The organism is Shewanella sp. 1311, from assembly GCF_059338235.1.
Map to the genome: position 1 here is coordinate 651,375 of NZ_CM181686.1, position 23,505 is coordinate 674,879.

General features: G+C 46.0%; 14 protein-coding genes. 7 read left to right on the top strand and 7 right to left on the bottom strand.

Translation table 11 applies throughout. From position 1 onward, the window contains the following. Positions 1–125: 125 nt before the first annotated feature. The 3 genes from ligA to AC5YB3_RS03005 form a co-directional block, all read right to left on the bottom strand. A complete protein-coding gene (gene ligA, locus AC5YB3_RS02995; RefSeq protein WP_494526529.1) occupies positions 126–2,183 on the bottom strand; it encodes an NAD-dependent DNA ligase LigA in 2,058 nt (685 codons plus the stop codon). Positions 2,184–2,286: 103 nt separating this feature from the next. Further along, positions 2,287–3,393, bottom strand: coding sequence for a cell division protein ZipA (gene zipA / locus AC5YB3_RS03000; RefSeq protein WP_494526530.1), 1,107 nt, complete (start codon positions 3,391–3,393; stop codon positions 2,287–2,289). Between the two features lie 23 nt (positions 3,394–3,416). After that, the gene (locus AC5YB3_RS03005; protein WP_494526531.1) at positions 3,417–6,833 is read right to left on the bottom strand and encodes a chromosome segregation protein SMC; all 3,417 of its coding nucleotides are present in this window, start codon (positions 6,831–6,833) and stop codon (positions 3,417–3,419) included. Between the two features lie 221 nt (positions 6,834–7,054). Here AC5YB3_RS03005 and cysZ point away from each other — a divergent pair, with 221 nt between their 5' ends. After that, complete coding sequence (cysZ, locus tag AC5YB3_RS03010; protein WP_494526532.1) at positions 7,055–7,834, top strand: sulfate transporter CysZ; 780 nt, start codon at positions 7,055–7,057, stop codon at positions 7,832–7,834. 128 nt (positions 7,835–7,962) lie between these two features. On the opposite strand, the gene AC5YB3_RS03015 is transcribed toward cysZ, so the two are convergent. Both AC5YB3_RS03015 and AC5YB3_RS03020 read right to left on the bottom strand, forming a co-directional pair. After that, the gene (locus AC5YB3_RS03015; RefSeq protein WP_494526533.1) at positions 7,963–9,084 is read right to left on the bottom strand and encodes a beta-ketoacyl-ACP synthase III; all 1,122 of its coding nucleotides are present in this window, start codon (positions 9,082–9,084) and stop codon (positions 7,963–7,965) included. Continuing rightward, positions 9,081–10,328, bottom strand: coding sequence for an RDD family protein (locus AC5YB3_RS03020; protein WP_126491682.1), 1,248 nt, complete (start codon positions 10,326–10,328; stop codon positions 9,081–9,083). Before AC5YB3_RS03020 ends, AC5YB3_RS03015 begins: the two co-directional genes overlap by 4 nt. A gap of 251 nt (positions 10,329–10,579) precedes the next feature. Here AC5YB3_RS03020 and cysK point away from each other — a divergent pair, with 251 nt between their 5' ends. The 4 genes from cysK (at position 10,580) to AC5YB3_RS03040 (ending at position 17,458) form a co-directional block, all read left to right on the top strand. Then, a complete protein-coding gene (cysK, locus tag AC5YB3_RS03025; protein ID WP_006085400.1) occupies positions 10,580–11,548 on the top strand; it encodes a cysteine synthase A in 969 nt (322 codons plus the stop codon). Between the two features lie 220 nt (positions 11,549–11,768). Next, on the top strand, positions 11,769–12,842 hold the full coding sequence (locus AC5YB3_RS03030) for a methyltransferase (RefSeq protein ID WP_494526534.1): 1,074 nt from the start codon (positions 11,769–11,771) through the stop codon (positions 12,840–12,842). Between the two features lie 152 nt (positions 12,843–12,994). After that, on the top strand, positions 12,995–13,993 hold the full coding sequence (locus AC5YB3_RS03035) for a TDT family transporter (protein WP_494526535.1): 999 nt from the start codon (positions 12,995–12,997) through the stop codon (positions 13,991–13,993). A gap of 690 nt (positions 13,994–14,683) precedes the next feature. Then, a complete protein-coding gene (locus AC5YB3_RS03040; protein WP_494526536.1) occupies positions 14,684–17,458 on the top strand; it encodes a TonB-dependent receptor domain-containing protein in 2,775 nt (924 codons plus the stop codon). Positions 17,459–17,611: 153 nt separating this feature from the next. On the opposite strand, the gene focA is transcribed toward AC5YB3_RS03040, so the two are convergent. Next, the gene (gene focA, locus AC5YB3_RS03045; protein ID WP_494526537.1) at positions 17,612–18,604 is read right to left on the bottom strand and encodes a formate transporter FocA; all 993 of its coding nucleotides are present in this window, start codon (positions 18,602–18,604) and stop codon (positions 17,612–17,614) included. A 1,261-nt stretch (positions 18,605–19,865) separates the two neighbouring features. Here focA and pflB point away from each other — a divergent pair. Together pflB and pflA are read left to right on the top strand one after the other, a co-directional pair. After that, on the top strand, positions 19,866–22,148 hold the full coding sequence (pflB, locus tag AC5YB3_RS03050) for a formate C-acetyltransferase (protein WP_006082158.1): 2,283 nt from the start codon (positions 19,866–19,868) through the stop codon (positions 22,146–22,148). Between the two features lie 63 nt (positions 22,149–22,211). After that, positions 22,212–22,952, top strand: a complete 741-nt coding sequence (gene pflA / locus AC5YB3_RS03055) for a pyruvate formate lyase 1-activating protein (protein WP_063884797.1) — start codon at positions 22,212–22,214, stop codon at positions 22,950–22,952. A gap of 44 nt (positions 22,953–22,996) precedes the next feature. Here pflA and yfbV read toward each other — a convergent pair whose 3' ends face one another. Then, positions 22,997–23,440 carry a terminus macrodomain insulation protein YfbV gene (yfbV, locus tag AC5YB3_RS03060; protein WP_086012247.1) on the bottom strand — a complete coding sequence of 148 codons (444 nt, stop codon included), beginning with the start codon at positions 23,438–23,440 and terminating at the stop codon, positions 22,997–22,999. Positions 23,441–23,505: the final 65 nt, after the last annotated feature.

Here is a 23,505-nt window from a genome sequence, read left to right on the forward strand (position 1 = left end):
AGCCTTCGCCTTGTCTAAAGCGCGTTGAACTCCCGCTGAATGAACAGATATTTAATACGATTGGTATTAAACTGTAGATGCGAAACGCCAGACAAAAGCCAACGGCCTATTTCAGCCCACAGCAGTCAAGCGTTCGCGGCGAGGAGTGCCAATAACTCATCCTCATCCATCACTTTAACGCCAAGCTCCTGCGCTTTCGCAAGTTTTGAACCTGCCGCCTCACCCGCCACTAAGCAATCGGTATTTTTCGACACACTGCCAGCAACTTTTGCCCCCAGCGCCTGCAACTGCGCCTTTGCATCATTACGATTGAGCTGATTTAACGTCCCAGTCAATACCCAAGTTTGGCCTTTAAGCGGCTGTGCATCAGCACTTGGCGCTTCAATGGCGGGCCAATGCACACCAGCAGCGATTAAGGCATCGATAACCTCAAGGTTATGCGGCTGAGCAAAAAAGTGGGCCACATGCTGGGCCACTACGGCGCCAACATCTTCCACTTCAGTTAACTGCTCCACAGTTGCCACCCGCAGCGCATCTAAACTGGTAAAGTGCGCCGCAAGGTTTGCGGCCGTCGCCTCGCCCACTTCGCGAATGCCCAAGGCATATAAGAAACGCGCAAGTGTTGTGGTTTTGGCCGCTTCAATCGCCGCCGCTAAATTAGTTGCCGACTTCATCCCCATGCGGTCGAGCATAGTCATCATAGAGGGGGTGAGCTTAAACAGATCCGCAGGACTTTGGACGAGTTCTTTATCAATCAATTGCTCGACGACTTTGTCGCCCATGCCATCGATATCCAAAGCCTTGCGGGATGCGAAATGCTTAATCGCTTCTTTACGCTGCGCTTCGCAGAATAAACCACCGCTACAGCGCGCCACTGCCTCACCTTCGAGACGCTCGACTAAACTGCCACACACAGGGCAATTATGCGGAAATACAATGTCAGTCGCCGTTTCAGGACGTCTTTCTGGCACTATGGCAACAATTTGTGGGATCACATCGCCAGCGCGGCGGATGATCACAGTGTCACCGACTTTAATGCCTAAGCGGGCAATTTCATCGGCATTGTGCAGCGTCGCATTCGATACCGTCACGCCACCAACAAATACTGGCTTTAAGCGCGCGACTGGCGTCACGGCACCTGTGCGGCCCACTTGGAAATCAACCCCTTCGAGCAGAGTCATTTCTTCCTGTGCAGGGAATTTATAGGCAATCGCCCAGCGGGGAGATTTAGCCACAAAACCTAAACGTTGCTGCTGGTCAATGTCGTTAACTTTCATCACGACGCCATCGATTTCAAAGGCTAAATCGCTGCGACGAGTAAGAATGTCTTTATAGTAGTCATAGACTTGGCTTAATTCAGCGCAGACTTTGATTTCGCTACTAACGGGTAAGCCCCACGATTTAAGCTGCTGTAACTGCTCGAAATGGGTTTTAGCTAACGGATGGGAATCCGGCTCAACAACCCCTAGCGCATAGGCATAAAAAGCCAATGAGCGGGCGGCGGTAATTTTACTGTCGAGTTGTCGCAAGCTGCCGGCAGCAGCGTTACGCGGATTAACAAAGAGTTTTTCATCCTTGGCGCGCGCCCTGTCGTTCAGCGCTTCAAAGGCTGCTTTAGGCATAAAGGCTTCGCCGCGCACTTCAACGAGTTCAGGGAAATCATTACCGCGCAATTTAAGCGGTATCGATTTAATGGTTTTAACGTTTTCAGTGATGTCTTCACCCACTGAACCATCGCCGCGGGTCGCAGCGCGCTCAAGTACGCCATGGCGATACAAGATACTCACGGCCAGGCCATCAAGTTTAGGCTCGCAGCAAAAACTCACCTCACCGACTTTATCGGTGACACGTTTGTGGAAAGCACTGAAATCAGCCTCATCGAAGGCGTTATCTAAGCTCAACATAGGCTTAAGGTGAGTAATTTGATCAAACTTGGCGAGCGCTAATCCGCCCACCCTTTGAGTCGGTGAATCAGCCACAATCAAATGGGGATATAACGCCTCAAGCTTGAGTAAACGCTGCATCAACCTGTCGTACTCGGAATCAGTAATGCTTGGCGCATCGTCCACATAGTAACGAATGTTGTGCTCGTTCAGTGATTGGCTGAGCGCCTGCATCACCTGCGATGCGTTTTCTGGGGTAACGTCTTCAGACAGAAGTGTATCGAGTTGAATGTCTTGCATATTCTTTATCCAGAATGCTTTAGATCACAAAAAGTAGATCACAAAAAATGAGGCCGCAATTAGCGGCCTCATCAATATATAAACCGCCAAATTGCGGCGTCGGCTAAGCGTTAGCGCGAATGCGGTGTAAATAATCTTGCTTAGTAAACTCACCCCAAGGCAGACGTTGACCGTCGAGCACCACGGCATCGATCTCCTCAGCGAGTTGGCGCGCAGAGTTAAGCATAATCGAGAAGTTCATTAAGGCATCGCCGTAGCAAGGTAACGTCATGAAAAACACCACACCTTGGGTACTGAACTGCTCCATGTTGTCGGGATCAAACACGCCAGGTTTCAACATGTTAGCAATAGAGAACAATACTTTACCATTGCCTGCGTTATCCACATGGCGATGGAAAATGTTCATATCGCCATATTTAAAATTCAAGGTTAAGAAACAAGGAAGCAGTTCGGCGCCGTTCAGCTGTTGGCCATCTTTTGCGACCACATGTAAAACCAGCACGTCGCGTGGCTCACCTAATTCATCTTCAGCGGCTTGTTCGACAAAAGCCTCTTCTTGATGGTCTGCTTGATGTTCATTTTCTTCAAACAAGGCGGTTTGCTGCGGCGCGGCACGAAGTGCCTGTTCTTGCTCTGCGGCTTTTTGCGCCACGATAGCAGCATGGGATTGACCCATTTGCGGCGCTGGCGTACTAGTGTGAACATTCGTGAGAGTGTTCGCTTGCGTGCTCAAGACAGGCTCATGGCGCGAAACTTTAGGACCACGGTGTTGCTCTTTTGCAACAGGTGGCTGCAAGCTAAAATCTGGCTGAGCTGGAATAGGTTCGTGTTTCGCTTCTACTTTGAGCTCTGGTTTAAGCCCTTGTTTAAGTTCTGCTTTAAATTCTGGCGATGTAAATTCTTGCGGCTTAGTCTCTAGCTTTACTTCTTGTTTCAAATAAGGATTGGCCGTAGGAGTTTCGTTATTAGGCGCAAGTTCGCCAGCTTTACGCACTCGCACAGCGCCAATACCGTCGGCATCAAATCCTTCGGCATCAATTCGCTTAGGGCTCGACTCACCTTTCTCGGCCTGTTTCTTATAAAAATTGCCCATTGAACTATCTTTCAATGACTTAGGTTGTTGTCTTCTGATAGACCAAAATCCATGCACCAGCACAGCAACTATGGCTATGGCGCCTAAAACAAACAATACTAGTTGCAAATCTTCCATTGGTTACCCTGTCTTTGTTCTAGTTATCCAGCGTCAGCCATCGCCACCGCTTGCTCTATGTCTACCGCGACTATACGAGACACACCGGGCTCGTGCATAGTCACGCCTATAAGTTGATCAGCCATTTCCATGGTTATTTTGTTATGGCTGATATAAATAAACTGTACGCTCTGTGACATTTCTTTCAGTAATCGACAGAAACGTTCTACGTTAGCATCGTCTAATGGCGCATCCACTTCGTCTAGCATACAGAAGGGAGCAGGATTCAGCCTAAAAATTGCGAATACCAATGATAAAGCGGTTAAGGCTTTTTCACCACCCGAAAGAAGATGGATTGTGCTGTTCTTCTTACCTGGCGGCTGCGCCATGATAGTGACGCCGGTTTCCAGTAAATCATCGTCCGTTAACGCTAAGTAAGCTCGGCCACCACCAAACACCTTCGGAAATAAGCGTCCGAGATCTTCATTGACTGAGTCAAATGTCGTCTTAAAGCGGCTTCGGGTTTCTTTGTCTATCTTACGGATCGCTTCCTCTAAGGTCGCCAGTCCTTTATTTAAATCGTCATCTTGATGATCAAGATAGGATTTTCGCTCACTTTGCTGTTCAAATTCTTCGATAGCCGCAAGGTTAATCGCGCCTAAGCGAACAATTTTCTGCCGTATTTGATCTAAATCACTCTGCCACTTGTCAGGCATGCCCTTCGCGGGCAGGTTTCCAAGGATTTCAGACAGAACAATTTGCTGTTCCTGTAAGGCTTCCAGCTGACTATTGGCTTGGCCTTTTATTCCTTCACGACGTAACTTTAACGTGCTCAGGCTTTGAGTCAAGCCCTCAAGCTTACCAAGCTCTTGTTTTTGCTTTATTCCTATACTGTTTAATGTCTCAGTGAGCCCACTTTGTTGCTGACGGACGTTTTTTAAGCCCTGTTGTTGCTCATGTTGTTGCTGCAATAACTGCGTTAACTGCTCAGTTAGCTGCACACTATTTTGTACGCCACTTAATTGGGCGACTTTGGCAAGTTCAGCTAACACTGACTCACGGGTGTGGATAAGTTCATTGACACGCACTTGCTGTAATTCAATTTGTTCGGTACTGACGGCCATGCGCATCGTTACAGCTTGTAAGGCAGAAGCAGTGGTCGATAACTGACGTTCAACCTCAGTAATACGCGCTTTCAATGCTTGATGGCGCACGCTATCGGCCTGCGTGTCTTGGGTGAGTTGTCGCTGAATATCAATACTCGCCTGCAACGCATCATCAAGCTCTGTTTCTTGCTCTGCCAATACTTCGCATTGCTCGCTCAAGCGTTCAAGGTCAATCAAGCTCGCGCTTAATGCAGCTTCAAGTTTGCTCTGCTGCTCAGCGCGCGCCTTCACTTGCTCAGTTAAGCCACTGAGCTGCATCGACTTTGTCGCTTTATCCAACTGTAATTGATGCAATTTTTGCGCGCCAGCAGTCAATTGTTGTCTTTGCTGCTGCAAGGTAGCCGCAAGTGCCGTCATCTTATCTTGCTGTAGGTGCAAGGATTGCTGCAAATCGAGGATGTTTTGCGCTAACTGGGCTTGCTCTTTGCTGAGCTGTACCAGTGACTGAGCACCCTCTGTCTTAGTGATTAAAAAACCTTGCCCGAGGAGATACCCGTCAGCGGTGACAATCCGCTCATCGGTCTTTAACTGTGGCAATAGTTGTTTAGCGGCGTAAATATCTTTTGTCCACTTAAGCCCCGCTAACCAAGGGGCAAGATTCACCTCAGCCTGTAAGTACTCACTCTGGGTGGATTGCGACGTTAACGCTTGAAACCCCATTTCGGTTTCAGTGACGCCAACGGGCAAGGTCAACAAGCCATTGAGGGCGAGTTCGGCCGCGGTTTCCCAACCATTTTCAACGGTTAGACTCTGCCATAACTGCGGTTTATCACTTTGCTGTTCCTGCTTAGTCAACCACTGTTCAACCAGCTCATGGCGCGCTTTAGTCGCGGTTAATTGCTGCTGAATGTGCTCGGCGCTATGGCGGGCGTCATCCAAAGCTTGCGTGCTTGCGCTAACAATTTGTTCTTGCTGATGATTAATCTCGGTTTGTAGCCTAGTGGCGTCAGCAAGAGACGCTATTTCTTGTTGCAGTGGCGTGATGTTTGAGGCGAGATCGCTGTCCACTAAAGCGACGAGCTGCGCTTGCTGCTCACTGCTTTGCTGCTGTTTATGCTGCAATAATTGCTGTTGATGCGCTAACTGACTGCGGCGCAGTTCAAGCTGTAACTTATGCTGCGAAACATCCACGGCCTGTTGACGCGCCACTTCGGCCTGCTGCTGACTGCGCTCTATGCTCATTTCCCATTGGGATTGCAGCTCATCCATGATTTCTTGCTGTTCATCATGCTGCGGCCCAAGCTTGGCAAGCTCAAGTTCTAACGCGCTAAGACTCGCTTTATAGCCGTTGAGCTTATCGGTGTTTTGCAGGATCTGCTCTTTCACTTGCGCCAACTGGGTTTCGAGCTGGGCATCACGCTGCTTTTGATTCTGTAACTGTTGTTCTAACTTAGCGATTTCGGTGCCCGTCAGATAATAGGCTTCGACTGCGCGTTGTTCTTGCTCCGCTAATTGGGCGAGTTGCACTTGCAATTCAGTGGTTTGCAATTCATCGGTTTGCGCCAGCGACTGCGCCGCCGCTTGCTGCACTTCGATGGCGCGGATTTGCTCAGACAGACTCGCCATCTGATCTTGCAACTCTTGATAGCGCATCACGAGGAGTTCAGCATGGGTCTTGCGCTCGGCCTGTTTTAGCTCACGATATTGCTTAGCCGCCTTGGCCTGCTGCGCCAGTTTATCTAACTGTTTGCCGAGTTCACTGCGAATATCGCCTAAACGCTCGAGGTTTTCGCGAGTATGGCGGATACGATTTTCGGTTTCGCGGCGGCGTTCTTTATAGCGAGAAATCCCAGCGGCTTCTTCAATAAAAGTGCGCAAGTCTTGGGGTTTAGATTCGATAAGGCGGGAAATAGTGCCTTGCTCAATAATGGCGTAGCTGCGCGGACCAAGGCCTGTGCCCATAAACAAGTCGGTAATGTCTTTACGGCGACACTTTTGGCCATTGAGAAAATACCAAGACTCACCGTCTCGGCTCACCTGACGCTTAACGGCGATTTCTTCGTAACTGGCATACTGACCCGCGAGGCGACCATCTTTATTTTCAAAAATAAGTTCAACACCCGCCACAGACACAGGTTTTCGTGCGCTTGAGCCGTTAAAGATCACGTCGGCCATCGAATCACCGCGCAGATGTTTCGCCGAACTTTCACCCAATACCCAACGCACGGCATCGATCACATTCGATTTACCGCAGCCATTTGGGCCAATAATGGCGGTTAATGCCTGTAAAAAAGGAATTTTAGTGGGATCGACGAACGACTTAAAGCCGGCAAGTTTTATCTGTTTTAATCTCATGGTGCCAGTTAGCGCGTCTCTAAAGTCTGGCCCGAAAATGAGCCCAGTGGTGCAAATGCATTTATCGGCCAACTTTAACAAAGCAGGCAGCATTTTGTAACGCTTTTTATTGAATTCATGCGGCTTTTAGCTTGTCATCTGCCCATGAGTTGATCACAATCGCAGTTATCTTTATATCAGGCTGTCTCTCAAGCTGTAGCCCAACTTTTTGGAAAGACGATATGACACAGAAGAAAACCTTGCCCTTCCCAGCCAAAAGCGGCGTTAATTATTTTCTCGATGGCTTTGGTTTAATTACACGTAAAGGCCTACGAACTTTCGTGTTTATTCCCTTGATGATCAACCTGCTGCTGTTTGCAGGCGTCATTTATGTAGCAATAGGCCAGTTGGACGCCATGTTCACTTGGATGGACGCCCAGCTGCCTGACTACTTAAGCTGGTTAAACTTTTTACTTTGGCCGCTCGCAGTGACCACTATGCTGGTGATGCTCGCCTTTGTATTTAGCTCTGTGATGAACTGGCTCGCAGCACCCTTTAATGGTCTGTTGGCTGAAAAAGTCGAGCAGCTATTAACTGGCAAGCCGCTGAATACCGGTACTGGCATCGATTTAATCAAAGACTTACCGCGTATCCTTGGGCGTGAGTGGATCAAGCTCAAGTACTATCTGCCCCGCGCATTGGTGTTTTTATTGCTGTTTTTAGTGCCTATGGTGGGCCAAACGTTGGCGCCAATATTATGGTTCCTGTTCAGCGCTTGGATGATGGCAATTCAGTACTGCGATTATCCCTTCGATAATCACAAGGTCAGTTTTAAGGATATGCGCTTTGCCTTGAATCAAACCCGTGGCACGAGTTTTAGCTTTGGCGCTACTGTGACGCTGTTTTCGATGATCCCCATCGTCAACTTTATCGTGATGCCTGTGGCGATTTGTGGCGCAACGGCGATGTGGGTCGACAAGTATCGTGAAGCCTACCGCAATCATGCAATCGCACCAGAATAATTAAAGATAACAATACTTGTCTAAAATGATGTGGGTTTGATATCGATTCCTGCAACATAAAAACAGCCTCAATTGAGGCTGTTTTTATTGATAAAGATCGCAGAACAATCTGCGCTACTAGGTTCAGCTTAGCACTTCTGCAAAATCACACTGCCGATGGAATATCCCGCACCAAAGGAGCTTAATAAGCCTAAATCACCCGCTTTGAAGTCGCTGGAATACTTGTGAAATGCAATCACAGAGCCCGCGGATGCGGTATTGGCGTACTCGTCTAACACGACAGGCGCTTGTTCCGCTGACACATCATCCCCTAACAGTTTTCTCACCACAAACTGGTTCATGTTGATGTTCGCTTGATGCAACCATAAACGCTTAAAAGACTGCGGCGTTAATGCTTGTTCGGCCAGATGTTCATCCAAATGTTGGTAAATCATCGGCAGCAGCTCTTTAAACACTTTGCGTCCTTGTTGGTGGAACAGTTTATCGGCCTGATGGGCAGCACTCGGATCGCAGCGATTCAAGAAACCAAAATTACTGCGAATATTATTCGAATAATCAGTAAAACAGCGGCTTGAGAGGATTTTAAACAGATTGTCAGATTGAGCTAGACTTTGCTCTTCCAGTACCAGTGCGGTCGCGACATCACCAAAAATAAAATGGCTGTCACGGTCGCGATAATTCACCTGCGCCGAACAAATCTCAGGGTTGATGACGAGCACTCTTGAAGCTGAGCCCGTAGCAATCGCATTAGCAGCGGCAACTATTGCAAAGGTTGCCGATGAACACGCCACTTGCATGTCGTAACCATAGCCACGCGTACCGAGCGCACGTTGAATTTCAATTGCCATCGCAGGATACGCACGCTGAGTATAAGCACAGGCAACAATCACCAGATCAATCTGCTCAGCTTTGAGATTGGCATTGTTAAGTGCCATCAATGCGGCTTCAACCCCAATTTCAGCCTGCATAGATAACTCGTCGCTACTGCGCTCTGGAATTAACGGCATCATGACTTCGGGATCGAGAATGCCCTCTTTCACCATCACATACCTGTGTTTGATGCCCGAGGCCTTTTCAATAAATTCGCTCGAGGAATAGGACAAAGCCGCGACATGGCCTTGCTCGATTAAGCCTGCATTTTCAAGATTGTAAATATCCACATAAGCATTGAAGCTCTCAACTAAGGCTTCATTAGAAATACTGTGGGGCGGCGTAAATAAGCCACTCCCCGAAATCACGACCTGTTTCATAGGTGCTCCGAACGGGTGCTTGTTGTAAGGTGAGCAGAGGCGGCATCATCACTCGTAAGCGCGGGCGCTAACTCACTTTGCCCCTGTACTTGCTGCTCTAATCGTTGCTTTTTATGCATTTGTGCTAAGTCTATCACGACTGTTGAAGATATTTTATCTTGGATCCCCTGCCGATTGGCATCCCAAAATATTTGCATAAAGCCAAGTAAGCCAGTGGTGAAGCCTGCGGCGTAACCACCATAACGGCCAAAGGCGGCCCATAAACTGATTTTAGCGCCATCGAGCTGGATCACCCGAATGCCAAGCATCTTCTTGCCTAAGGTTTGACCATCAAACCGCGCGGTAAAAACGGTAAAGTAAAACGCCGCCCAACCAAAGCCCAGCCCCATATCACTCATAAAACCTTTGACCCAAGCGATAACACTGTGGGTTGTAGATTCCTCTTCATCATCGGCGCTTTTCACTCTTGTGCTTGGCGAAGGTACTGTTTTGGTTGTGTCTGTCGTTTCGGTTACTTTTGCTGCATTAGCCACAACACCTTGCGCGGGATCAGTTGGTTCACTGGTTCCAATGGCTTGTGTCGACTTGAGCGGCTCAGACTGAGTATCAGGCATTTGCAACTCAGCTTGGGGCGCGATAACTGGCCACAAGGTGCCATCAAGGACTTCCGTCTGGAGCTTTTCGCTGTCTGCGGCAGACAAACTACTGTTGGCGATGGCGCTAAGGACTATCTCCCGTCGCTCAATCTCTGTCATGCCCTTTGATGCTGAAGCGTTTTCTATCACCTCGCGCAGGGATTGAACTTGAGTTTTACCACAAGCGTAATTATCACAAAGGCTCAACGAAATGATGGCTGGAAGCGAGGTAATAATTTGTTTACCCAATGCAGCCCCCTCAACTGCCTGCTCATTATCGGTATTGTTTGAGCCATTAACATTAAGCAGGTTATCGGCGGTCGTGAGCAACATAAAAGCTAACATTGCGGCATAAAGTCCCCATTTGAGTAAACGACCCAATTGATGACTGCGTTTCTCAATATAAATGATACCGACCACCAGCAATACAAACATCCAATCCATCTGCTCCGCTAACACTGTGATCAGTAAACCATCAATCAACATGGCTAAAGCACGTTTTAAGGGCGCCGCCAATGGCGTATAAAGTACAGTGTCTGCAATGGTAAAAGCATGGGGAGTCACCATAGTTTTTGGGTCTTTGCCCAAATCCGTTTGCTGTTGTTTCATGTTTGCGTCTTGTCCGATACGAGTGATAGGCTTGTTTTACGATTGACACATCAAGAAGTTATCCTTGCGAATGCAACAATCTTTTTTATGTTAGCAAGAGGTTAACACAGTTAAACTGGCTGCCAATCAGGGTTTGCGAATAACAGCACATCCTTTAATAACCAAATCGAATAAAGAAGAACAAACAATCACTTCTAAAAGCGCCACAGCAGATTATGATTCAATAGTGCCAACATAGGAGCAAGCAATCCATGAGCAAAATTTTCGAAGACAATTCATATACTATTGGTAATACCCCGCTAGTACGTTTAAACCGTGTTAGCCAAGGTAAAGTGCTGGCCAAAGTCGAAGCGCGTAACCCAAGTTTCAGTGTTAAATGCCGTATCGGTGCCAATATGATTTGGGATGCCGAGAAAAAGGGTCTACTGACTAAAGACCACGAGCTGATTGAGCCGACGTCTGGCAACACAGGTATTGCGTTGGCGTATGTTGCCGCGGCCCGTGGTTATAAGCTTACCCTAACGATGCCAAATACCATGAGTTTAGAGCGTCGTAAGCTGCTCAAAGCCCTTGGCGCAAATCTCGTGCTGACAGAAGGCGCGAAAGGCATGAAAGGTGCAATTGATAAAGCGGAAGAAATCCGTCAATCGGCTCCTGAAAAATACATTTTATTACAGCAGTTTAATAACCCTGCTAACCCAGAAATCCATGAAAAAACCACAGGTCCAGAAATCTGGAATGATACCGATGGCGAAGTGGATGTGTTTGTTGCCGGTGTAGGTACGGGCGGTACGATTACAGGTGTCAGCCGTTACTTGAAAAAAGTAGCAGGCAAAACCATTACCTCAGTGGCGGTTGAGCCAGCAGATTCTCCTGTGATTGCGCAAACCTTGGCGGGTTTACCGGTACAACCTGGTCCACATAAAATCCAAGGTATTGGCGCAGGCTTTATCCCTGGTAACTTAGATTTAGAGTTGATTGACCGCGTAGAAGCTGTCACCAACGATGAGGCCATCGACATGGCCCGTCGCTTAATGCAAGAAGAAGGCATTTTAGTAGGTATTTCATCGGGTGCCGCCGTTGTTGCCGCAAACCGCATCGCTGAATTGCCAGAATTTGCGGGCAAAACCATTGTGGTGATTTTGCCATCGGCTGCCGAACGTTACTTATCTTCAGTTTTGTTCCAAGGCCAATTCGGCGACGAAGAAAACATTCAATAGTTGACGTTGGATTCCCCTTTAAAATACCCAGCCCTTTAAATACCCAGCCTCTGCTGGGTATTTTTTATTTGTGACATTGCATTAATTAGATCCCGACTGCAGAGCGCAAACAAGTTCCGGCTCAAGTTTGGATGCAGCTCATAGTTCTCAGTATCACCAGTAGCATTAGCGGCTCAGTGAGTTATAAAGAACGGATATTCTCGTCAATCCATTCCTTTTTATGCCTTTTTACCGCACTCCAAGTCATATCAGCGCCTTTAATGCTAAGTTTGAAGCGCAAAAAATCGCCTTTGGCCCCATTAGTTTCCAAGTCGCCCACTGCCTGCTCAAATTCGGTGTGTTAGCGCAAATAGATAACGCGGCTGAACGTGGGATCACTGCGGTCGAGTTAAGCCAATCGACACCACTGAGCGAGTACGCCCTTGGAGTCTTGCTGGATATGGGGCTCAGCATGGGGCTCGTTTGGCAGCATGAGTCTGGCTATGTACTCGACAAAACGGGGCACTTTTTACTCCATGACGACATGGCCGCCATCAACCTTAACTTTGTGCAGGACGTTTGTTATCAAGGCCTTTTTAGCCTTGATACCGCACTACTCGAAGGCAAGGCCACAGGACTTAAAGTTTTCGGTGACTGGGATACTATCTACCCTGCCTTGAAGGATTTACCACCCAAAGCGAAACAGAGCTGGTTTGCCTTCGATCATTACTATTCGGATCATGCCTTTCCACAGCTTCTGCCGTTAGTGTTCGCCCATAAGCCAAGCCATTTAGTGGATATAGGCGGCAACACAGGCAAATGGGCGCTGAGCTGCTGTGACTATGACGCCAACATTGAAGTCACGATCATGGATTACCCAGGACAACTTGAAGTGGCGACGCAAAATGCCATCGCACGGGGCGTTGCCGCGCGAGTCCATACCTTTGCCACCGATCTGCTGGACGACACCCTGCCTTTTGTCGATGGCGCGGATACTTACTGGATGAGCCAGTTTCTAGATTGCTTTTCAACAAGCCAGATCCTGAGCATTTTACAACGCACGGCAAAGGCAATGACGCCAAACAGCCAACTCTTTATCGTCGAAACCTTTTGGGATAGACAGCCATCGGCCGCCTCTGCCTACTGCGTAAATGCCACTAGCCTCTATTTCAGCGCCATGGCCAATGGCAATAGCCGCATGTATCACTCTAAGGATTTATTGGCCTTGCTTCACCAAGCGGGACTGTATGTGGATGAAGATACAGACAATCTTGGCCTAGGACACACGCTACTGCGTTGTAAACTCAAACCTTAAGTTTAATGGCAACCTTTAAGTAATAAAAATTTATTATATGAATAAAATTAATCAAATTTATTTACCATTAATACCCGCAGTACACTGAGGACATCAAAACAGCGCCCCAAAAAAGCGATGTTAAGCATTGTCAGTATTGAGAGGTATTCAACATGACTTCAAAACGCAAACGCTGGACATCCCACGCAGCTAAACTTCCCAGCCCTATGGCAGGGCTAGCACTTGCCATTGCCAGCTTAGGTTGGACTTGGGAGAACATGACACCTTCACTTAATGGCGCAGGGCAACTCACAGGCGCCATCATCGCCTCTGTGTTGCTGTTACTGCTCATGGGTAAGTTTATGCTGCATCCGACTATTCTAAAGGACGAACTCAGCCACCCAGTGATTGGTAGCGTGATCCCCACCTTCGCCATGGGGCTGATGGTGGTGTCTAAATCATTAGGCGATTATTTTCCCCAAGCTGGCTTAACCCTGTGGCTAGTGGCCATAGGTATCCATGTGCTCTTCTTAAGTGCGTTTATCTACTACCGCTCCATCGATTTTAAACTCGAGCACATGGTACCAAGTTGGTTTGTGCCACCGATTGGCATCATAGTCGCGGCGGTGTCTTTCCCTGTATCTGACTACCAATGGCTAGCAAACGCCATTTTGGTTTTTGGAATGTTAGCTTACTTAGTCATGCTGCCTTTAATGCTCTATCGCCTCATTTTCTGTCAGGCAATACCTGATGTCGCTAAACCAACCATTGCGATTCTCGCGGCGCCCGCCAGTTTATCACTCGCAGGTTATTTAACCGTTTGCGAGCAGGCGTCAATTCCCTTAGTCGCCTTACTGCTGAGCATCGCCATTTTGATGACGAGCATCATCTACTTGGCCTTCTTTCACCTGTTAAAGCTGCCCTTTAGCCCAGGCTATGCAGCCTTTACCTTCCCTATGGTTATCGGTGCTACCGCGCTCTTTAAAACCGCCGCTTGGTTAACCCAGTTCAACAACATGGGTGAATTAGCGGTATGGATAAAATACTTAGCAGAGTTCGAGCTTGTGATCGCCACCTTAGTGGTTGTCTATGTCGCTCTACGCTATTTAGCACACTACTTTCCAGTACGCTTTAAAGCGATAGAACAAACAACCATGCTTGAGAATAAATAAACAGAATTGCAGTTTGTAAAATGTATTCGTTTAACATGAGAGATTATTTTCAAACTAGACCATAAACCAAAAGGAAGGTGAATATATATTCACCTTCCTTTTATATTTAAGCTATTTCACTTTTGGTATTCACTTCAACGAAAGACTACTTATCAACCTTTACTGGATTGCACACTGTAATTATTGAGTCCATCACTACAAATCGTGAATAATAAAGTTACATTAAATTAAACCGCACAAAAAACCTTATGTCACCTAAACCTTAAAGCTTTTAATTCCAAATATATAGAATGGCAAACCCTATATTAATCAGCTTTTATATTTTTTACATGAAAATAATCACAAAATATTATTTTTACAACCCAATGCGCGAAACAAACTAAAAACATAACATAAACACATTTACCACCAAAGCATCAACAAGTAGAAACAACAAGGAGGTATCACAAACAAATTCATCAGTAAATAGACCCCGCTCCCATGTTTATTGGCTCAAGACAAATCTACCTACAACCTTTAAATCACTTTAATTAACAAACTAACAACAAGAGCCATTAAAGCTCAGTGTTGCACTTGTTATTTTCTTGTGGTTATATCCTGAGCTTAATTAAATGAGTGCTTATTCTTTACATAAGTAACCATTTAAGAAAAATAAAAATAAACATACAACATGTGTTAAGGGAGAATAAAATGCGCGCAAATTCTACATTAGCCAAAGCTGTTCGCTTTGCGTTAATAGGTGGAGCTACTACAGCTGCTTTATCAACGTCAGCTGTATTTGCTGCTGAAGACGGTGCAAAAGTAGAACGTATTGCTGTAACAGGTTCTCGCATTCAAAGAACCAATTTAGAAACATCTACACCTATAACGATGTTTTCTGCAGCAGACATAGAAAAAACAGGCTTTTCTACCGTTTCTGAGTTTTTAAGAACGAATGCAGCCTCTGGTGGTTTCAATGAATCATCAACTTTAAGCCAAGCCGCTGGTGCGTCATCGATTGGTGTAAAAGGATTTGGTTCCGATTATACACTTATTTTATTGAACGGCCGTCGCATAGCAAAGAATACCGCAGGCGGCATTTTTACTGACGTAAACCAAGTGCCTATGGCAGCAGTTGAGCGAATCGACATCCTTAATGATGGTGCTTCTGCAATTTATGGTTCTGATGCGGTTGCTGGTGTAATAAACATTATTACTAAGAAAGAATTTGATGGCGTCGCATTGAGTGCCAAATATGGCGGTGCGACAAATAAGTGGGATGGTAATGAATTATCAGCATCAATTGTTACCGGTACAAGTAACGAGAAAACCAGTATCCTATTCTCTGCAGAACATTTCGCTCGAGATGTAATTCAAGCATCTGATCGTGAATTTGGTCGTACAGCATTGATAGAAGGTCACGAAGGTGGGGATGGAAGATCAACTTGGGGAATTCCTGGTTTTACTTCAATAAGTTCTGCAAAAGGTTTCACAAATGCTGCGACTGACGAAGGGTCTAAACCTTGGTCAAACTGCCCTGCAGGTGATGTCTTATCAAGTGGTCGTTGTGCTTACGATTTTGCACATTTATATCAACTTCAGCCAGAGTCTGAACGCCAGTCAATCTTTACTACCATTAATCATGAGATGAATGATGACCTGACGTTTAATGGTCAATTCCGTTACACTCGTGCTTATACTAAGACCTCGAATGCCCCGGCCCCAGGTCAAGTAGATGTATCCAACAGCCCATTCCTAGCGGATTTTTTACGTAATGACCGTTATAAAGATGACCAAGCAAAAGCAGAAGAAATTATTCGTTTAGTTGAAGCGGGTGAAGCCAATGTTAGCGTCGGCCGCCGTTACCTTGATTTCGGAAATCGTGAAAAAGACAACACAAATGAAACATTCGAAGCAGTAGGTGGTGCAAACTACAACATCGACGACAATTGGGGTCTAAACTTTGATATTGGTTTTTCTCGTTTAACCAACCGTCAAATTGGTTCATCTGGTCAATTATTGTCAGAAGAAGTCGCCAATGCATTCAATGACCCTAAGTCAAAACTGAATCCATTCGTTATTAATGACTGTAGTTCAAAAGATTTATCTGATACATGCCGAGATCTACAAGTAGCCATTCATCGTACGGGTGAATATACAGTCTCTTTCTCTTCTCTTGTCTTATCAGGACTGCTCCCTGGTATTGAATTACCTGGTGGTGAAATTGGCCTAGCGACGGGTTTAGACATGCGCGAAGAAAAATATACCGATCGTTCAGATCCTGCAACCGTAGGTGGTCAAGTTATCGGTGGTGCAGGTTCAAATGGCGGTGGTCAATTCAGTAATCTTGCCGGTTTCATAGAACTTTCATTACCTGTACTTGATAATCTAGAAGTAAGCCTAGCTGCTAGACAAGACAAAGCAGATTGGGAGCTAGCTGATGCGAGTGATACGACTTATTCAGCCAAACTATCATATCGTCCTATTGATGACTTATTGCTACGGGCATCATATGGTACAGGCTTTAAAGCTCCAAACCTAAGCGATTTGTTCCTAGCCGAATCGTCTGGCGTCACTAGAGCCATTGATACTAAACTGTGTAATGCTGCAGGTAATGTTCAAAACCACCCTGATTGTCAACGCCAAGAGTTAAACTCGAAAAGTGGCGGCAACCCAGATTTAACACCAGAAAAATCAAAGTCTTATAACCTTGGCGCAGTTTATCAGTTTACAGATAATTTATCACTATCTGTCGATTTCTGGTCACTTAAAATAGATGACGTTGTAGGTAGCCTTGCTATTCAAGAAATTCTGGATGAAGAAGCAAAAGGTAATTTGACTAACTTAGTCGTGCGTAACTCTGAAGGCCGTCTAACTGACTCTAACAGAGACGGTTATGTTCAAACTAACAAACAAAACCTGACAGAGCAGAGTGCAACTGGCCTAAACTATGATCTTCAATATAGCAGTGAATTCTCATTTGGTACTTTGAAGTCAAGCTTACAAGCAGAACAGTTCCTAAGCTATAAAACGCAATCTTCAGCAGTACAACCTTTATGTGATGATATTGCTGATAATTCAATGCGTGACTATCGTATTAACGGCAGCATTTCATTAGAACAAAATGATTTTGTAACCTCACTTAATATGCGTTACCTCCCTGGGTACGAAATGTATGATAAGCGTAATACAGGTAACAAGTCTTGCCAATTGGTTGGTTACTATGATGTTGGCAAGGCTACAGATGTCGATGCAAATGGTGATTTAGTGAACCCAGGCAGAAGTCAACATGTGGCAGCTTATGTACAGTTTGATTTAACAACAGCTTACTATTTTGCTGATGATAACAAAGTCACCTTAGGGGTCCGTAACTTACTGGATAAACAGCCATCATTCAGCGCACCAAACAACTGGCCTTTCTATGATCAAGGTGTCTATGACAATATCGGCCGCTTCGTTTATCTACAATATGATGTGAAGTTCTAATATCGTCTTTATCAATTAGAACCTAATCAAAAAACGGCATCTTCGGATGCTGTTTTTATTTGCTTCTTTTACGCAGCCCAGTAAATAAGCATAAAAAATGCCCAGCTATTTGCTGGGCATTTTCTTATACTTCAACGGGTCATTTAAAGCGTTCTAAGAATGCTTCGTCAGCTTAATTTCACTCGCATGTTGAGGTTTTTCGGTATGTGAATGGGGTGCAGAAAAGTGCTCATGGTGAGTTTTGTGTGGATCGCTTGACGTCGTTTTACCCTGCTCTATCCACCAATAACCTAAACCCACAATCACACCGCCGCCGACAATATTGCCAAGGGTGACTGGGATTAAGTTGTTGAATATAAAGTTAGTCACGGTTAAATCCGCAAACTGCTCTTGAGTAACGCCTAAAGATGCGAAGAATTCTGGGCTGGCGATAGATTGGATCATCATGCCCATAGGCACCATAAACAGGTTAGCGATACTGTGTTCAAAACCGCTGCTGACGAACATGGCCACAGGTAAGATCAACAGTAGGGATTTAGTCAGCACATCGCGACTGGCAAAGGTCATCCACACCCCCAAACACACCAACATGTTACACAAAATGCCTAAGCTAAAGGCTTGGATCCATGTGTGATGCAGTTTGTGCTGCGCCACTTTAAGGGCATTTAATCCCCAGTTACCACCATCGAGTTCATACATGCCCGCGGCGGTGATCAAACAAACCATCAGTATAGCGCCGACAAAATTGCCCGCATAAACCCGGCACCAACATTTGAGTAATTCAGCGCCAGAGACCTGTTTTTGTGCCCAGGCGACGGTACTGAGTACTGAACTGGTGAACAGCTCGCCGCCGCAAACAACCACTAAAATCAGGCCTAAACTAAAGGCTATCCCCCCAACGAAGCGAACTAAACCCCAAGACGCATCGCCAGCACCTGTGGTCACTGTCAGATAAAATACAAAGGCTAAGGCGATGAAGGCGCCAGCAAACACAGCTAGGCCAAAGGATTGCCAAGGCGCTTTAACCACTTTGCTGGTACCGTAAATTTCCGCCTGATTATAACAACTAAAGTGCGCTGAAACCTGTGGCGCTTCGTGGGCAGTGTTTGTCACAGTTGGGGTTGATGATGGATTTGGGCTTTTCATTGCATGACTCCAACTTCAGATAAACAGACTTGAATGCGTAGCATATATCTCTCCTGCAGCGCCGTTGCGCAGATAGCACGAATCAAAACCGAGATGTTGATTTGCTAAGAATGATGATTCACTAAAGTCTCGCTTTGTACCATACAACGCGCTAATGCTGTGAAGTAGATATTGCCAAAGCGTGATGTTATTCACACCAAAAATGTGAAAACTTGAAACCAAAAACACAAAAGGTTAATTGGTCTTACCAACAATGGTCAATTTTAGCCACCAGAATGACATGCTATTTAGGTTGTCAATAACACCAAAATGGCTCGTCTCCAGCTAATTCAACTCTCAAGTACACTCGTTATCAAACTCGCTATCAAACGGTTCACTAAATCAGCTTCAGTAAACTCAGATCTACTCAGTCGTGAAGCATTGATTAGGCAGTAAAGCATAGATGTGGCAATAGATTGACTCGCACACTTCAATATCCACTGGATTGACTCCGCCAGCGCTCCACGCCTCAGTATTGACAGTTTAGCCCAGCAGCAAGCGACAACATGCCTGATGAGTGGTAAAAGCCTTGCTCAGCCACTCTTTTATGTTTTTTAGCGGAATTCAGGCATTACCGTTTGGCCAGTATGGATAACCTTATGCCATTCCCTAAACATCAACGAGATTAGCGAATAAACTACAATTAATACAAATAGCTAACAAGGAGCTTGTTTCTACGTCACGAACACAACAGCCACTGTCATACCCTATTTATCCGGCCATCACCAACCCAGCAAAAATCAATCTATACGAGGATAGATTTCTCCCAGATAAAGGGGGACAGTAAATGACAACAACCATAGGTTTATTGATTTAGGAAGTCATAGGTTTGAATGTCACACCAAGTTGAAAAGCGTGCTGTATTCCTAATTGTGGTAAAAAAATGCTACCTAGCTAGCAAATTTGGGATTAAGCGAGCACAAACCAATCCGTTTAAGATGCGATAGCGGCAGACCTATGTTAATATGCTTGTGGGCAATTGGTCTTACCAATTACAAAAGAGATTGATCGGTAGCCGATAATCAAAGTAAGCGAATATTTGTCATCTTATCGGGTATCAATAGACAGACTTTTGGAGTGACAGCACTTCAAAATCCAGTTCCCATCATAGGGCGTCATCATGAAGGGAGCTTTATTTCAGGAATTAGCTATTGGCTTATACTCAGCATCGCTTCACGCTGATCGCCAATAACCTTTATCTCAACCAGAAGGTATTAGTACGATGACCGAAAAAACTGAACTGTTTGCCAACGCATGGGAAGGCTTTACCCCTGGCGATTGGAAATCTGAAGTCAATGTACGTGACTTTATCCAACAAAACTACGCGCCTTTTGAAGGCGACGAATCATTCCTTGCCGGTGCCACCGAAGCGACCACAACCCTGTGGGATAAAGTCATGGAAGGCATCAAACAGGAAAACCGTACCCACGCGCCTGTTGATTTCGATACTAAGATGGTTTCTACCATCACTTCCCACGACGCTGGCTACATCAATAAAGAATTAGAAACTATCGTTGGCTTACAAACAGATGCGCCGCTAAAACGCGCTATGTTGCCTAATGGTGGTATCCGTATGGTGGAAAGCTCATGCGCTGCCTACGACCGCGTGCTAGATGAAGACGTTAAATACATCTATTCAGAACTGCGTAAAACCCATAACCAAGGTGTATTCGATGTTTACACCCCAGAAATTATGGCTTGCCGTAAATCAGGTATTTTAACCGGTTTACCCGATGCTTATGGCCGTGGCCGTATCATTGGTGACTATCGCCGTGTGGCACTTTACGGTATCGATTACCTGATGAAAGATAAGTTTGCCCAATTCACTTCACTGCAAGCGCAGTTCGAAGCGGGTGAAGAATTATCAAATGTTATCCAATTACGTGAAGAAATCGCTGAGCAACACCGTGCACTAGGTCAAATGAAGAAAATGGCTGCCAAATATGGCTGCGATATTTCTCGCCCAGCAACCACTGCACAAGAAGCAATTCAATGGACTTACTTCGGTTACTTAGCCGCAGTAAAAAGCCAAAACGGCGCGGCGATGTCATTAGGCCGTACCTCTTCATTCCTCGACATCTATATTGAACGCGATCTGAAAAATGGCACCTTAACTGAGCAACAAGCTCAGGAAATGATTGACCATTTCGTGATGAAACTGCGTATGGTACGTTTCCTACGTACTCCAGAATACGATGAATTGTTCTCTGGCGACCCAATTTGGGCGACTGAGTCAATCGGCGGTATGGGCTTAGATGGCCGTACGTTAGTGACTAAATCAAGCTTCCGTTTCTTGAACACCCTTTACACTATGGGTCCAAGTCCAGAGCCAAACATCACAGTATTGTGGTCAGATAAACTGCCCATCGGCTTCAAAAAATATTGCGCCAAAGTGTCTATCGACACTAGCTCAATTCAATATGAAAACGATGACCTAATGCGTCCAGATTTCCAATCAGACGACTATGCTATTGCCTGTTGTGTAAGCCCAATGGTTGTGGGTAAACACATGCAGTTCTTCGGTGCCCGCGCCAACTTAGCTAAAACTATGTTGTATGCAATTAACGGCGGCGTTGACGAAAAGCTGAAAATCCAAGTTGCCCCTAAAGCCGACCCTATCACTGACGCCGTATTAAACTACGACGACGTGATGAATCGCTTAGACGGTTTAATGGATTGGTTAGCGACTCAATATGTCACAGCACTGAACTCAATCCACTTCATGCACGACAAGTACTCTTATGAAGCGGCGCTAATGGCACTGCACGACAGAGACGTACGTCGCACTATGGCTTGTGGTATTGCGGGTCTGTCTATCGCTGCCGACTCACTGTCTGCCATCAAATTCGCCACAGTAAAACCTGTTCGTGATGAAAACGGCATTGCAGTTGATTTCGAAATTAGCGGTGACTATCCAAAATTTGGTAACAACGACCCACGTGTTGATGATATCGCCTGTGACTTAGTTGAACGTTTTATGGCGAAAATTCGCGACCGTAAAATGTATCGCAATGCGATCCCAACTCAGTCAATTCTGACCATCACCTCAAACGTGGTTTATGGTAAGAAAACCGGTAACACACCAGATGGTCGTCGTTCAGGTGCGCCATTTGCACCGGGTGCAAACCCTATGCATGGCCGTGATGAAAAAGGCGCAATCGCTTCTTTAACCTCAGTGGCAAAACTCCCATTTGCCCACGCTCAAGATGGTATCTCTTATACCTTCTCAATCGTGCCAAATGCGCTGGGTAAAGATGATGATGCTCGCCGTACCAACTTAGCGGCATTGATGGACGGATACTTCGACCACAATGACAAAAAAGAAGGTGGCCAACACTTGAACGTCAACGTGATGAACCGCGAGATGCTCGAAGATGCTGTTAAGCATCCAGACAAGTATCCACAGCTGACCATCCGTGTTTCTGGCTACGCAGTGCGCTTCAACTCACTGACGCCAGAGCAGCAACAAGATGTGATCACGCGTACATTCACCAAAGGTCTGTAAGCTAAATTAGTCAAGGCTGTAGTACACTGTGCTACAGCCTCACTTATTTTAACAGGAGTCACAATGGCAGTTATCGGTCGGATCCACTCAGTGGAATCCTTTGGCACAGTCGATGGTCCAGGCATACGGTTTATCACCTTTATGCAAGGCTGTTTAATGCGCTGCCAGTATTGCCACAACCGTGACACTTGGGATCTTGATGGCGGAAAAGAAGTTCTGGTCGATGAGTTAATGAGTCAAATCATCAGCTATCGGCCTTTTCTCGATGCCAGCAATGGTGGTGTTACGGCCAGTGGTGGTGAAGCCATTTTACAGGCAGAATTCGTCGCCGAATTATTCACAGCCTGTCAGCAAGAAGGTATTCATACCTGTTTAGATACCAATGGTTTTGTACGTAAGTACACGCCAGTGATTGATGAGTTACTCGACCACACTGACTTGGTCCTGCTCGACATCAAGCACATGGACGATGAAAAACATATTGAGTTAACCAAAGTCAGCAACCATAGAACATTGCAATTTGCGCAGTATTTGGCAGAGCGTAATCAAGCGACTTGGATACGGTATGTGGTGGTGGGCGGATTTACCGACGATGAAGCATCGGCATTACAACTGGCCGAGTTTATCAAGCCCATGAAAAACATTGAAAAGGTAGAATTACTACCCTATCACGAATTAGGTAAACACAAGTGGGAAGCCATGGGCGAAAGCTATCAACTCGATGGCATATCACCACCGAGCCGAGAAACCATGGAAAAGATCAAAGCCGTATTTGTTGGGCAAGGGATTAACGCGATTTATTAATCCACAGTAATAGAAAAGCCAACGCGGATAACAGCGGCAATCGCCTAAAGTTCTTCCCAATAACTGGCATCTAAACGCTCAAAGGCTATTTTTAAAATCAGCGCCATATCGAGGTAACAGGCTTTAGCGCCTAAGGTATGGCAATTGATACCCATGGACGACAACTTCGCACTCAACTGGTTACTCCAGTCGAACAGCGTTAACGGTAATGGATGGCGCGCTCGCCAACCTAACCACAGCAGCCCCTGTAACGGTAAGCTGATGAAAAATAAACCGAGAGTGACAGCTTGGGGCAGAAATGCCCAACCGTGAATATACAGCTGGCTCATACTCACAAAAAACGCCAACACTGGCATCACCAGTATGGCGAGCTGAGTAGCTCGGACGACCCGATACTCAGGGAAATAAAAACCCAGTTGTCTAACCATAGGCCAAGTCTTCATATATTGATGACCATCACCTAAGGTTTTGAGGATCTTAATGCTCAATTTTAGACACCAACTACAATGGAATACTGCTTTTACCATAGCACAATCTGGCGAATCGCCCCAAG

What these genes read in the sequence shown, in the direction of transcription:
- AC5YB3_RS03015 (WP_494526533.1), bottom strand. Translation starts at nt 9,084, where the DNA reads ATGAAACAGGTCGTGATTTCGGGGAGTGGCTTATTTACGCCGCCCCAC.
- pflA (WP_063884797.1), top strand. Translation starts at nt 22,212, where the DNA reads ATGGCAGTTATCGGTCGGATCCACTCAGTGGAATCCTTTGGCACAGTC.
- cysZ (WP_494526532.1), top strand. Translation starts at nt 7,055, where the DNA reads ATGACACAGAAGAAAACCTTGCCCTTCCCAGCCAAAAGCGGCGTTAAT.
- AC5YB3_RS03040 (WP_494526536.1), top strand. Translation starts at nt 14,684, where the DNA reads ATGCGCGCAAATTCTACATTAGCCAAAGCTGTTCGCTTTGCGTTAATA.
- zipA (WP_494526530.1), bottom strand. Translation starts at nt 3,393, where the DNA reads ATGGAAGATTTGCAACTAGTATTGTTTGTTTTAGGCGCCATAGCCATA.
- cysK (WP_006085400.1), top strand. Translation starts at nt 10,580, where the DNA reads ATGAGCAAAATTTTCGAAGACAATTCATATACTATTGGTAATACCCCG.
- AC5YB3_RS03030 (WP_494526534.1), top strand. Translation starts at nt 11,769, where the DNA reads ATGCCTTTTTACCGCACTCCAAGTCATATCAGCGCCTTTAATGCTAAG.
- pflB (WP_006082158.1), top strand. Translation starts at nt 19,866, where the DNA reads ATGACCGAAAAAACTGAACTGTTTGCCAACGCATGGGAAGGCTTTACC.
- AC5YB3_RS03035 (WP_494526535.1), top strand. Translation starts at nt 12,995, where the DNA reads ATGACTTCAAAACGCAAACGCTGGACATCCCACGCAGCTAAACTTCCC.
- ligA (WP_494526529.1), bottom strand. Translation starts at nt 2,183, where the DNA reads ATGCAAGACATTCAACTCGATACACTTCTGTCTGAAGACGTTACCCCA.
- AC5YB3_RS03020 (WP_126491682.1), bottom strand. Translation starts at nt 10,328, where the DNA reads ATGAAACAACAGCAAACGGATTTGGGCAAAGACCCAAAAACTATGGTG.
- AC5YB3_RS03005 (WP_494526531.1), bottom strand. Translation starts at nt 6,833, where the DNA reads ATGAGATTAAAACAGATAAAACTTGCCGGCTTTAAGTCGTTCGTCGAT.
- focA (WP_494526537.1), bottom strand. Translation starts at nt 18,604, where the DNA reads ATGAAAAGCCCAAATCCATCATCAACCCCAACTGTGACAAACACTGCC.